General features: G+C 69.2%; 12 protein-coding genes. 8 read left to right on the forward strand and 4 right to left on the reverse strand.

What is annotated here, in order from left to right:
* The first annotated feature begins 129 nt into the window (after positions 1–129).
* The 6 genes from ABZS29_RS27015 (at position 130) to ABZS29_RS27040 (ending at position 5710) form a co-directional block, all read left to right on the forward strand.
* Positions 130–945 (forward strand): aminoglycoside phosphotransferase family protein, encoded by an 816-nt coding sequence (locus tag ABZS29_RS27015; protein WP_355465803.1) that lies wholly within the window; start codon positions 130–132, stop codon positions 943–945.
* On the forward strand, positions 938–2287 hold the full coding sequence (locus ABZS29_RS27020; protein WP_355465805.1) for a threonine/serine exporter family protein: 1350 nt from the start codon (positions 938–940) through the stop codon (positions 2285–2287). Before ABZS29_RS27015 ends, ABZS29_RS27020 begins: the two co-directional genes overlap by 8 nt.
* Positions 2288–2321: 34 nt before the next feature.
* Positions 2322–3488, forward strand: coding sequence for a winged helix DNA-binding domain-containing protein (locus ABZS29_RS27025; RefSeq protein ID WP_355465807.1), 1167 nt, complete (start codon positions 2322–2324; stop codon positions 3486–3488).
* Between the two features lie 111 nt (positions 3489–3599).
* Positions 3600–3998: a cyclic nucleotide-binding domain-containing protein gene (locus tag ABZS29_RS27030; RefSeq protein ID WP_132416063.1), complete on the forward strand. Its 399-nt coding sequence runs from the start codon at positions 3600–3602 to the stop codon at positions 3996–3998.
* Positions 3988–4989 (forward strand): adenylate/guanylate cyclase domain-containing protein, encoded by a 1002-nt coding sequence (locus tag ABZS29_RS27035; RefSeq protein ID WP_355465809.1) that lies wholly within the window; start codon positions 3988–3990, stop codon positions 4987–4989. The genes ABZS29_RS27030 and ABZS29_RS27035 overlap by 11 nt, the downstream gene beginning before the upstream one ends.
* Before the next feature lie 4 nt (positions 4990–4993).
* Entirely contained in the window at positions 4994–5710 is a 717-nt protein-coding gene (locus ABZS29_RS27040) for a GNAT family N-acetyltransferase (RefSeq protein WP_355465810.1), read from the forward strand.
* Here the strand turns inward: ABZS29_RS27040 and ABZS29_RS27045 are convergent.
* The 3 genes from ABZS29_RS27045 to ABZS29_RS27055 form a co-directional block, all read right to left on the reverse strand.
* On the reverse strand, positions 5707–6966 hold the full coding sequence (locus tag ABZS29_RS27045) for a hypothetical protein (protein ID WP_355465812.1): 1260 nt from the start codon (positions 6964–6966) through the stop codon (positions 5707–5709). The two genes, ABZS29_RS27040 and ABZS29_RS27045, sit on opposite strands and share 4 nt — an antisense overlap.
* Positions 6963–7292 (reverse strand): PadR family transcriptional regulator, encoded by a 330-nt coding sequence (locus ABZS29_RS27050; RefSeq protein ID WP_355465814.1) that lies wholly within the window; start codon positions 7290–7292, stop codon positions 6963–6965. The genes ABZS29_RS27045 and ABZS29_RS27050 overlap by 4 nt, the downstream gene beginning before the upstream one ends.
* A 119-nt stretch (positions 7293–7411) precedes the next feature.
* Complete coding sequence (locus tag ABZS29_RS27055; RefSeq protein WP_355465816.1) at positions 7412–9346, reverse strand: Xaa-Pro dipeptidyl-peptidase; 1935 nt, start codon at positions 9344–9346, stop codon at positions 7412–7414.
* A 158-nt stretch (positions 9347–9504) separates the two neighbouring features.
* On the opposite strand from ABZS29_RS27055, the gene ABZS29_RS27060 reads away from it, so the two are divergent.
* The gene (locus tag ABZS29_RS27060; protein ID WP_355465818.1) at positions 9505–10518 is read left to right on the forward strand and encodes a LacI family DNA-binding transcriptional regulator; all 1014 of its coding nucleotides are present in this window, start codon (positions 9505–9507) and stop codon (positions 10516–10518) included.
* 15 nt (positions 10519–10533) lie between these two features.
* Positions 10534–11436, forward strand: coding sequence for a 1,4-dihydroxy-2-naphthoyl-CoA synthase (locus ABZS29_RS27065; protein ID WP_355465820.1), 903 nt, complete (start codon positions 10534–10536; stop codon positions 11434–11436).
* Here the strand turns inward: ABZS29_RS27065 and ABZS29_RS27070 are convergent.
* The gene (locus ABZS29_RS27070) at positions 11433–12356 is read right to left on the reverse strand and encodes an RICIN domain-containing protein (protein WP_355465822.1); all 924 of its coding nucleotides are present in this window, start codon (positions 12354–12356) and stop codon (positions 11433–11435) included. The two genes, ABZS29_RS27065 and ABZS29_RS27070, sit on opposite strands and share 4 nt — an antisense overlap.
* Between the last annotated feature and the right edge of the window lie 76 nt (positions 12357–12432).

Below are 12432 nucleotides of genomic sequence, written 5' to 3' on the forward strand. Positions count from 1 at the left end.
AATCCCGCAGTCAACCCGAAACCGGAAAGCGATATCCCCGACCCGCGCCGAGTGGCCGCCGTACGGAAGGACGGGTAATGGGTCCGCCCCGAACTGGTTTGGGGTGGGTGGGGGTGTGGCATGGTCGGCGTGCGCGGGAAGGGTAGAGCAGGCAGCCAGGGGCTGGCCGAGCGGATTGTGGAGTGGGTTGCCGGGTGTGTTGGCGGCGACGTGGTGGGTGTGCGGGCGCTGCATGGGGAGCAGGGGCCTTGGCGGGTGACGGTCGAGGGGCGTGGGGACGTCGTACTGCGGGCGGTGACGCCTCGGGTGGATGCGGGGATGATCGCGACCGGGGTGGCGGCGCTCGAGGTTGCGGAGGAGTACGGCGTACCGGCGCCGCGGCTGCTGGGCGTGGATCTCGATCTGCCGGCGTCGATCGAGACGGTGGTCGGGAGTACGGCGTGGCCAGCGAATCCTGACCTGGAGCGGGTTTATGCGGCGTTGCGGCGCGTGCATGTGCCGATGGAGCCGCGGCCGGGGTTGCCACTCAGGACGCGCCCGATCGCGGTGGACGACTTTGCGCGGGATCGGCGGGAGGGAGCGATGCCGACGACGCGGCTGCTGCGGCACGCGGACGACGTCGTCCGTGAGATGGAACCGCCGGCGGGGCCGACGGTGTTCCTGCATGGTGATGTCTGGCCGGGGAATGTGGCGTGGGCGAGCCCGAGCGAGTGTGTGCTGATCGACTGGAAGACCGCGGGAGTCGGCGATCCGGGCGTGGATTTCGGGGAGTTGCGGAAGCAGATGGCGATCACTTACGGGCTGCGGGCAACCGGTGGGAGCGCGTACTGGGATGTAGTGGCAGCGCTCAACACGCCCACCGTGCTGTGGGCAAAAGAGGCTACTGAGCGGCGGGACCTGTTCCTGCGCGAGGCGTTGGGTGTGATGTGCTGTGGAGGTGACTGAGCGGGACGAGCAGCGGGAGGTTTACCGGACGCTGGACCTTGCCTTGCGGATCGGTGAGGTGTTGCTGTCCAGCGGGGCTGGTACGGCGGATGCGACCGCGACGATTCTCGGGGTGACCGCGGCCGGCGGGTTGCGGGGGTGTGAGGTCGACATCACGTTCACGTCGATCGCGATCTCGTACCAGGCGTCGCCGGATACCGCGCCCGAGACGCATATGCGGGTTGTCCGGTATCGGTCACAGGACTTCTCGCGGTTGACCGAGGTCGACCGCCTGGTACGCCGGTACTCGCGCGGCGAGGTCACCCGGGACGAGGCGAGCCGTGAGCTGGCCCGGCTGACGTCTGCCGGTCCGCCGTACCCGCGGTGGACGGCCGTGCTCGCGTGGGGCGTGATGGCTGGTGGCGCGACCCTCCTGCTCGGTGGCGGCTGGTTGATCACGCTGGTGGCCGTCGTCACCGCGATCGTGATCGAGCTGAGCAACCGGTGGTTCAACCGGCAGCGGTTGCCGGCGTTCTATCAGCAGGTCGCGGGCGCGTTCGTGGCGACGGCGGTCGCGCTCGGTCTGTACGCCGTCCACGCACCGGTGAAACCGTCGCTGGTAGTTGCCGCAGGCATCATTATGTTGCTGGCGGGGATCGCGTTGACCGGTGCGGTGCAGGATGCGATCACCGGGTACTACGTGACCGCGGCCGCGCGCAGTCTGGAGGCGATGCTGCTCACCGGCGGCATCATCGCGGGCGTGAGCCTCGGGCTGGCGATCGGGATCAAGCTGGGCTTCCACGTCGGCATCGAGGCACAGACGATCCAGCTGTCGAACCTGCCGATCATGGTCGGATCCGGCGCGCTGATGGCGGTCGCGTTCGCTTATGCGTCGTACGCGCCGCTGCGCTCGTTGCTGCCGATCGCGGTGATCGGCGGTGCGGGGTCGCTGGTGTTCACGCTGATGACGCGGGCGCAGTTCGGGCCGGCCTGGTCGACCGCGGCCGCGGCGTTCATGGTCGGGTTCGGGAGCTACTCGCTCGGCCGGAGGTCCGGCGTACCGCCGTTGGTGGTGGTTGTCGCCGGGACGGTCCCGCTGCTCCCGGGACTGACCATCTACAAAGGCTTGTACGAGCTGACCGGCCTCGGCAATCTGATCGGGATCGTCAGCCTGGCCACGGCGGTTGCGATCGCGATCGCCATCGCCTCCGGCGTGATCCTCGGCGAGTACATCGCCCAGCCGATTCGCCGCGAGGCCCGCCGGCTCGAGGACCGCCTGGCCGGCCCGCGCCTGATCGGCCCCCGCAGACCGGTACGCCGCCGCGATCGCCCCTCCCGCCGCAGCCGCCGCGCAGTGCATTGAGGAGATTGTCGGTGGCAGCGGAGAGGATGGCCCAGTGCTGAAGATCTCCGATGCCGAGCGTCGCCGCCGACTCGCGATCCGCCACGGCCTGGTACGGCGTTTCGCGTCGATCGAGGACGCGGTGCGAGGGATGACCGTGCTGCACGCAACCGAGGCGGCGACCGTGCATCTGTCGTTGTGGGCGCGAGTGACCGACGTGACGGTCGCCGAGGTGGAGCGCGTCCTGTACGACGAACGCAGCGTGGTGAAGCAGTTGGCCATGCGCCGCACGCTGTTCGTGTTCCCGCGGGATCTGCTCCCGGCCGCCCTGGGGAGCGCCGCCCAGCGGATCGCCGGCCAGCAGCGCGGTCGGCTTGCGAAGGACCTCAGAGCCAGCGGGATCAGCACGCCGGAGGACTGGATCGCCGAGACCACGGCCAAGGTCGTCGCCGTGCTGTCCGACGGCAAGGCCCGGACGACCAGCGAGATCCGCGACGAGGTCCCCGAGCTCGGCCGAATGCGGCCGTCCGGACCTGGCGAACTGCCCGTCGGACCGGTCGTGATGGCGCTGCTGAGCGCGGAGGGCCAGGTCCTGCGCGGCGTGAACGCCGGCCACTGGCGACTCAACAAGCCCGCCTGGACCTCCACCAAGCACTGGCTCGGCAGTGTCCCGGAGCCGCTGCCCGAGCCCGAGGGGTATGCCGAGCTCGTCCGCCGCTGGCTCGCGACCTTCGGCCCCGGGGCCGAGGCGGACCTCGTTTGGTGGCTAGGCGCAACGAAGTCCGCGGTCCGCCGGGCGCTGAAGGATGTCGAGGCGGTCGAGGTCCAACTGGATCAAGGCGTCGGCTGGGTGCTACCGGACGACACCCAACCACCGGAAGAGCTCGAGCCGTGGGCGGCGCTCCTCCCCACCCTGGATCCCACCGTGATGGGCTGGAAGGAGCGGGACTTCTACCTCGATCCGGCCGACAAACCGTTCCTGTTCGACACCAACGGCAACGCGGGCAACACCGCGTGGTGGGACGGCCGGATCGTCGGCTGCTGGTTGCAGGACGACCAGGACCCGGCCGCGCCCGTCCGTCTCGTCGTCCATGAGGACGTCGGCACAGCCGGTCAGGCCGCCCTCGAGGCGGAGGCCGAGCGGCTGACCGATTGGCTGGGCGGCGTCCGCATCACCAACGTCTACGCCTCACCCCAAATGCGCGGCCTGCGCCTGCCCTGACCCCCGGCGCGCCGGGCGGCCTCCGCAGACCGGTGCGGGGATGCTGGTGACCTCCGGGAGTGGAGCCGTTAGAGTTACTGACGGGAAACATCGGCGACACGGAGGATCGACGTGGCACTGGGTAGAACGTCCCCGCGGGACCTGCCGCTGTTCGCGGATCTGTCCGGTAAGGACATCCGGGACATCTTCAGGGCCGGCGAAGAGGTGTCGGTACCGGCAGGGTGGTCGCTCATCCTCGAGCAGACCCCGCCGGACGCGGCGTACCTGATCCTGAGCGGTACGGCGGCGGTCCGGGTCAAGGGCGAGGAGATCGCCGAGCTCGGCCCGGGCGACATCGCCGGTGAGGTCGGGGTCCGGAAGAACACGTTGCGAACGGCAACGGTGACGGCGAAGTCGCGGCTGCAGTTGCTGCACTTCACCCGGGAGAAGTTCGACGACCTGACCCGGCGGCTGCCCGACTTCCGCGACGCCATCGACGCCACCATCGCCGAGCGCCGCGGTGGATCCTGACCCCGGCGCTGCCGCGGCCGAGGGGCAGCCGGACCTAGGCGCCCTGCAGGCCGAGTTCGAGCGCACGCTGCTCGGCGGGGAACGGAAGTTCACCCGGGTCGAGGTCTCCGAGCGGGCCGGGATCTCCAGTGAGCGTGCCCAGCGGATGTGGCATGCGCTCGGATTCGCGACGGTGCCGGACGACGAGATCGCGTTCACCGACGGCGATGTCGAGGCGTTGCGGCTGGTCGCGGCGCTCGAGGACGACAACTTCATCGACCCGTCGATGGAGTCTTCACTGGCTCGCAAACTCGGGCAAACCCAGTCGCGACTGGCCTCCTGGCAGTCGGCGATGTTCCTGGAGTTCCTGGCGACCTCGCCGCTGGAGGCTGACGAGGCGATCGAGGTCGCCGGTCTGCTGCTGCCCGCGATGGAGAAGCTGCAGACCTATGTCTGGCGCCGGCATCTGGCCGCCGCGGCCGGGCGCGCGGTCGCCGGTTCCGACGAGCTGGCGCGGGGGATTCGCGCGGTCGGGTTCGCCGACATCGTCAGCTACACGCGGTTGACCCGGCGGCTGACCGAGGCCGAGCTCGGCCAGCTGATCGAGCGCTTCGAGGGGATGGCCGCGGATGTCGTCGCGCTGAACGGCGGCCGCGTGATCAAGTCGATCGGCGACGAGGTGCTGTTCGTGACGGACACCGCCGCTCAGGCCGCGGCGGTTGCGCTCGCGTTGCAGGACGCGGTCGCCGCCACCGAAGACCTGCCTGAGCTGCGGATCGGCCTGTGTTACGGCAGCATCCTGATCCGCCTCGGCGACGTGTACGGCGAAGTCGTGAACATCGCCGCCCGCCTCACCTCCGAGTGCAAACCCGGTCGCGTCCTCGTCGACCGCGAACTCGCCGCCGCTCTGGACGGGCATCCGGCGTACCGGCTGCGCAAGCTGCGCCGGGTCTCGGTCCGCGGCTACCACCACCTCGTGCCGTTCGCCCTCCAGCGGGCTGAGACACAATGACGGTGTGCAGGAGATCCACACCACCGCCGACCTGATCCATGCCGCCGCCGGGGATCCGCTGATCGTCTGGGCAGGCCAGGGCTTCGCTCCTGGCGTCCGTGCCTGGTACGACGGGAGCGCGGTCGCCGTCGCTTCGCCGGAGCTTTCGAAACACGACCGGCTCGCTGTTGTCGGACCGCCCGCGGCGGCGGCTCGGCTGGTCACCGCGGTCGCGGCCGCGGCCGGGACGTCGTACCGGCCGTTCGGGGACGAGGCGCTGATTCGCGAGCTCGCGGAACGGGTGCCGGGGCTGGAGTTCGCGGCCGCGTTCGGCTGGATGGACACCACGGAGATCCCGACCGGTACGACGACCGCCGCCTGGCTGGATGGTGATGAGGGCGTCGAGGCGTTGCTGGCCGAGGCGTCACCGTCGTCGTACGCGTGGCCCGGGCGTCCTGGGGTACGGCGCTGGGCCGCGATCTCGGCCGACGACGGGGAGCTGCTGAGTGTCGCGGCTGATGCGTGGAGCGCGCCCGAGATCGGCTTCCTGGCTGGGGTGACGACGCGACCGGTTGCCCGTGGCAAGGGATTGTCCCGGCAGGTCTGCGGGTTCGTCACCGCCGAGCTGGTCAAACGGCACGGGCGCGCCGGGCTGATGGTCGACCGCGACAATGCTGCCGCGATCGCGGTCTACCACCGGCTCGGCTACACCTACCGCGGCGTCGCCGCGGCGCACTTCTAACGCGTCGGCTGCACGGTCAGCGTCGCGCCCGGAGTCGGCTTCCCGCTGGGCGTCGGCGTGACCTTGTTCGAAGGCGACGGCGTCGGAGTCACCGACGGGGTCGGAGTCACCGACGGGGTCGGGGTGGCGGTCGGGAACTGCGGCGGGGTGAACGGCGCCTTCACCTCGTCCTTGCAAGGCGGTCCGGTCGGGTCGGTGGTCGGATCGCCCTCGGAGGAAGTGCTCTCCTCCGGCGGGTACGTGGCGACCGGGTGCGGGAAGATCTTGCTGGTCCTGGTCATCGAGTTCTCGGCCGTGTCGCAGTCCTGCTGCGGCAGCTCGATCGCCTCGCCGTCCTGCGTGTACAACGCCACCGAAACTTGGTTGCCCTGGGCATCGAACGGGTAGACGTTCGTGACCTCGTTGCCGTTCCAGCGCAGGCCCTCGGCCGGCGGGTTGTAGGAGTTGGAGTTCTGGTAGTCGCGGTGGGCGAAGAGACCGTTGTACGAGCCGAGCAGAACAGCCGACGAGAGGAAGGCCGGTACGGCGAGCGCGGCGACCACGTTCAGCGGGACGACGTACCAGAGCCAGCGGCGATCCTGCTGGGTCCGGCGGGCGACCCAGACCGAGACCACGGCGCCGACGATCGCGCCGACCACCGCGACCGCGCCGGCGCCGAACAGCAGGAAGAAGCCGCCGCCACCGGCCGCACCGCGAAGCACCCACCAGACCGGCTGGCCGATCGTGACGAGCTCCTTGCGGAGGTTCGGCGGGATCTGGTCGATCAGCTCGCGGATCGAGCGCTCAGCACGCTGACCGCGGGGCGTGGCCAGGACGATCCGGGGGTCGTTCCCCTGCAGTGCGCGGACACCGAGGTAGGCGGCGCCGAACAGGATCGCGAAGCCGATGAAGCCGAAGAACAGGATCGCGCCGCCGTCACCGGCCAAGACTCCGATCGCGATGAAGAACGGGCCGAGGAAGGTCGCGACGAGGCCCCAGCGCAGCGCGCGGTTGCCCGGGTTCTGGTCGGTGACCGGCTGGGTCCGCGGCGGATAACCGGCCGCCGTCCGCAGCTCATCGGCGTACTGCCGCGGGGTGCCGAGACGCTCGTGCAGCGCCGTGATCGTCGGTTCGGTCTCGAACTCTGCGCCGACCTCGGCGAGGTGACCGCTGACATCCTCCAGGACGTCCGCCAATTCGCCGGGCGGGAGGTCGCTGAGCTCGGCGCGCACCTGGTTCAGGTACAACGCGACCGCTCCGGTCAGGGTGCTGTTCACGCGGCCTCCTTGGTCAGCAGCAGTACCGACATGATGTCGGCGAAGTGGGTCCAGGTCTTGGTGGACTGGTCGAGCAGGTCGTGGCCGGTCTTGTTCAGCCCGTAGTACTTCCGGTGCGGGCCTTCCTCGCTCGGCTGCACATACGACGTCAGCGCGCCGGCCGCGAACAGCCTCCGGAGCGTGCCGTAGACCGAAGCGTCGGCCACGTCGTGCAGCCCCGCGGCCCGCAGCCGCCGCAACACGTCGTACCCGTAACCGTCGGCGTCGCGCAGAACTGCGAGCACCGCCAGGTCGAGCACCCCTTTGAGCAACTGGCTCGTGTCCATCCCAACCTCCTCATCTGCACCACACACTACTACACACTGCGGAGTACTCCACAAACCAGTGGTAGACGCACAACAGGCGCCCCGGAGAGTCCGGGGCGCCTGCTGTGGAGAAGTTCGAGTTAGTTCTTGGGGTCTCGGAGGTTGGGGCGCTCGGTGGGGGTGGTGATGTCGACGTCGATCGGGGTGACCTTGGCGGGGGCGGTGAGTTTGCCGGTGGTCAGCGGGAGGTTCAGGCGGCTGCCGGCGAGGTCGATGTCGATCGAGGCGCCGGTGTCGTTCGGCGTGGTCCACTCGGTGTCGGACAGGGTCACGGCGAGGCCGAGGATGCGGCCCTTGGGGATGATCTCGTCCTGGGCGCGGAGCGGGACGGTGACGGTGGTCCACTTGCCCGGGGTCAGCGGCTTCGGAGTGGAGAGCGAGTTGCTGTGGGCGGCGTCGATCCAGCCGCGGCTGACGATCCCGTGGTCCGACTGTGCGGTCTGCTTCTGCACGGTGAAGTAGCAGCTGTCGTCGTACGACGTGCTGGCGCCTTCACACGTCTCCACCCCGGTACGGCGAACGCCGGAGTACCGCGCCGCGTCGCCGTACTCGATGAGGCGGGCGGTGATCGGTGTGGTGGTCGAGTCGGCCTTGATCCGCAGCGTGACGGTCGGTGTACCGCTGACCCGGATCGCGGCCGGAAGCGGTGCGGAGACGAACATCTGGCGACCGGCGATCACCTCGGTCGGGGTCGCGACGATGTCGTCCTCGGTCAGTTCGGGATCGTCGGTGACGGTGACGGTTCCCTTGCCCAGGGCACCTAGTTTGCCGGCGGCGAGCGGGATCGGCACTGCGTGCTTGGTGGCCGGCCAGGTCTTGTAGTCGTGCCAGACGTCCGGTGCCGTCTCGACGGATGCCATCGGCTCGCGCATCACGCCGTTCGGCAGGCCCTGCAGCCAGTAGTCGAACCACTTGTGCAGTTCGTCCACCCACTCGGCGCGGCGGAACTCGAACGGGTCGACGTGGTCCTCGAGGCCCAGCCACAGCTTGCGCGGCACGTTGTTCTTGGCCAGCGCGGTCCACCACTGCGAGAAGTGGTTGGTCTGCACGTTGTAGTCGCTCAGGCCGTGGGTCATGAAGACCGACGCCTTCACCTTGCTCGCGTCCTTCAGGTAGTCCCGCTCGGCCCAGAACTTCGTGTAGTCACCGGTCTCGTCGTCGTCGTTGTCACCGAGGTCGGCGCGGACCGCGTCACAGGCCGCCGAGTCGTGACCGACGTACCCGCCGAGCCAGGGCATGTAGTCGTCGGAGTACGGGACGCCGCCGGAGCGGGTGTAGTCGTACCAGGACGAGATCGCCGAGATCGGCACGATCGTCTTCAGGCCGCGGACGCCGGTCGCGGCTACCCCGTTGGCCAGGGTGCCGTCGTACGACTTGCCGATCATGCCGACCGCGCCGGTCGACCAGGACGCCGTCACCGGCGAACCGTCGGCCGTGTGCGCGCTGTTGCGGCCGTTCAGCCAGTCGATCACGGCGACGACGGAGTCGATCTCGTCCTTGCCGCCGACATCGCCGCAGCCGGTCGAGCGGTTGGTGCCGACGATGTCGACGCCGACCACGGCGTACCCGCGCGGGACGAAGTAGTTGTCGTAGAACAACGGCATCTTCTGGATGACGCCGCTCTCGTCGTAGGTCTTCTTCTCGCTCTCGTTGCCGCGACCGCAGCAGGAGTAGTACGGCGACGCGTCCATGATCACGGGGATCTTGCGACCGGTCAGCGCGGTCTCGCTCGGCCGCACGATGTCGACCGCGATCACGTCGTCCTTGCCGTCGGAGTCGGTGTCCATCGAGGTGTCGACGTACACGGACTCGCGGATGGCGTTCGCGTAGTCGTAGATCGGCTGGGTGCTGCTGGTGCGCTGGTCGATGTTCGGCGGCGCGGCGTCCGGGGCCGAACCGGTGCTCCGGCCGGGCCCGTCCGGCATCGGCGCGGCAGCCGCGGAACCGATGGCGGTACCGAAACAGAGCGCAGTGGACGAGACCAGGATCGTCATCCTGGTGCGGACGGTCGTCATGGCTGGGAAGGCTAGTCACTCGCGGGCCGCAAAGCCAGGTTCTGGAGAGATTGCCCGGGACTTAACAGATACGCACGGTCACGCTCAGGAGCTTGGGATGAGGCTTTCCGATAGTGTGACCGCCACCGCTCCTGGGGATGGCACAGAAGGGTAGTCCAGTGAATCTGCGAGCACCGGTGACCTTGCTGGACGTGGCACAGCGCGCGGGAGTGTCCGTCGCGACCGCTTCGCGCGTGCTCAACGGCGGCGATCGCGTCCCCCGTCCCGAGCTGCAGGAACGGGTCAAAGCGGCCGCCGACGAGCTCGGCTACACGCCGAACGCGCAGGCCCAGGCGCTGGCGAAATCGTCGACCAACGTCGTCGGCATCCTGGTCCACGACATCGAGGACCCGTACTTCGCGGCGATCGCGAACGGCGTGATGCGGGCCGCCGACGAGCGCAACCTGCTGGTGATGATGGCGAGCACGTTCCGCGACGCCGAGCGTGAGATTGCTTACCTGGCCTCGTTGCGCGCCCAGCGCGCCCGGGCCGCGGTGATGATCGGCAGTCGGCGGACCGACCCCGAGAGCCTGGCCCGGACGTCGACCGAGGTTTCCTCGTTCCTCAACTCCGGCGCGGGGCTGGCGCTGGTCAGCCAGTCCGGGATGCCGGCGCACACGATCGAGCCCGACAACACCGCCGGTGCCGCCGAGCTGGCGCGTTCGCTGGCCGGGCTGGGCTGGCGCCGGTTCGGCATCCTGGCCGGCCCCGACGCGCTCGCAACGGCACGGGATCGGCGTGACGGGTTCGTGGCCGGTCTGGCCGATTCCGGACTTGAGGCGGTCGCGATCGAGGCCGGTGACTTCACCCGGGACGGCGGCCATGCCGCCGTGGAGCGGTTGCTGGATCGCGGTGCCGAGATCGACTGCCTGTTCGCGGTGAACGACGTGATGGCGGTCGGTGCCATGTCCGCGCTCCGGGCGCGCGGGGTCGACGTACCGGGGCAGCTTGGGGTGGCCGGCTTCGACGACATCGCGACCCTGCGCGACGTCTGGCCGGGACTCACCACGGTCCGGCTGCCGCTGGAGCAGATGGGCCGGCGCGCGCTCGAGCTGGCGATCGAGGGCGGCGAGGCCACCACCGAGACCTTCAAGGCCGAGGTCGTCCTGCGCGAAAGCACTGCACGTAGCTGAACTAGGCTCGGCGGCGTGACCGTTTCCGAGATCTTCGACCCGTCGGCCTGGAAGCAGGTCGACGGCTTCGAGCTGACCGACATCACTTATCACCGCGCGGTCGACGCAGGCGTCGTACGGATCGCGTTCAACCGTCCCGAGGTGCGGAACGCGTTCCGGCCGCACACGGTGGACGAGTTGTACCGGGTGCTCGACCACGCGCGGATGTCGTCCGACGTCGGGTGCGTGCTGCTGACCGGTAACGGGCCGTCGGCGCGCGACGGTGGCTGGGCGTTCTGCTCCGGTGGCGACCAGCGGATCCGCGGCAAGGACGGCTACAAGTACGCCGAGGGCACGACGGCCGAGACGATCGATCCGGCGAAGGCCGGGCGGCTGCACATCCTCGAAGTGCAGCGGTTGATCCGCTTCATGTCGAAGGTCGTGATCTGCGTGGTTCCGGGCTGGGCCGCCGGTGGCGGGCACAGCCTGCACGTGGTCGCGGACCTGACGATCGCGTCCGCCGAGCACGCCCGGTTCAAGCAGACCGACGCGGATGTGGCGTCGTTCGACGGCGGCTTCGGGTCGGCGTACCTGGCGCGGCAGGTGGGACAGAAGTTCGCTCGGGAGATCTTCTTCCTCGGCGACGAGTACTCCGCCGAGGACGCGTACCGGATGGGCATGGTGAACAAGGTCGTACCGCACGCCGAGCTCGAAGCGGTCGCGCTCGAGTGGGGCAAGAAGATCTGCGCGAAGTCACCGACCGCCCAGCGCATGCTCAAGTACGCCTTCAACCTGATCGACGACGGTCTGGTCGGGCAGCAGCTATTCGCCGGTGAGGCGACGCGGCTTGCCTACGGCACCGACGAAGCCGCCGAGGGACGCGACTCCTTCCTGGAGAAGCGCCCCGCCGACTGGTCGCCGTACCCCTACGCTTTCTAAGGCTTGCGCCACTTCTGCACCGGAGCGCCGGTGCAGGAGCGGAGGACGAGTCCGGCGCCCTTGTCGCCGGACTCGGCGGTGACGCACTTGTTGGTGTTGGGGTTGACCAGCTCGCGCTGGTCGTTGAGCTGGAACTTCTGCGCCCATCCGCCGTTGCAGTTGGCAACCTGGATCCGGGTTCCGTCGGTGCTCTGTGCGTTCGCCACGTCCATGCACAGACCCAGCGAGCGGATCGTGCCGTCGGGCTGGAAACCCCAGCTCTGGTTGGCGTTTCCGGTGCACTCCCACGCGATCAGCGGCATACCGTCGCGGCCGACGCCGTCGCCGGCGTCCTTCACGTCGATGCAGCGGCTGGAGTCGTCGCTCTTCAGCGCCATTGCTTGCGGGGCAGCTGGCCGGTTGATGCTCTCCGCGGTCTTCTGATCGGCCGGGACCTTGACCGTCGTGGTCGTGCTGGTGGTCTTGGTCGTCGTCGCGGTTGCGGTCGCCGTGGTGGTCGTGGTCGCGGTGGTGACGGCCGGTGGCAGCGTCACGGTGGCGGTCAGGTTCTTGCCGGGGACGGTGACGACCATCGTGGTGTTCTTGCCCGGGACCGTCACGGTTGCCGGGGGCAACGTTACGGTCACCCCGGGTTTGAGCACCGTGGTGATCGACTTGCCCGGCGTCGGGATCGGAGTGCGTTGGTCAACCAGTGGCACATCTGCTGCGTACACAGGTGAATTTCCACCGCCCGAGTGCATCAACGCCGGTACGGCGAACGCGATCCCGGCGACGAATCCGGTCACCAGCAGCGTCGCCGACCAGGCCCGCCGGTCGGGCATCCGGCTCACCCGGGGCAGATCGGGCCGCTGGGCGAAGGTGTCTGCGAAGCGTGACGACGAGGTTTTCGGCGTCTTGCCCGGGATTCGGGGTGACCTCACGTCAGCTCCTGTGCTCTGGGACGGTAGGGCGGGCCGCTCATATGAGCGGCAGAGCTCATGCCTGCAAGGGTTTTCG

It is taken from the genome of Kribbella sp. NPDC005582, from assembly GCF_040605415.1.
Taxonomy (GTDB): Bacteria; Actinomycetota; Actinomycetes; order Propionibacteriales; family Kribbellaceae; genus Kribbella.

Coding starts and splice junctions, on each gene's coding strand:
- ABZS29_RS27055 (WP_355465816.1), bottom strand. CDS start 9,346: ATGACGACCGTCCGCACCAGGATGACGATCCTGGTCTCGTCCACTGCG.
- ABZS29_RS27050 (WP_355465814.1), bottom strand. CDS start 7,292: ATGGACACGAGCCAGTTGCTCAAAGGGGTGCTCGACCTGGCGGTGCTC.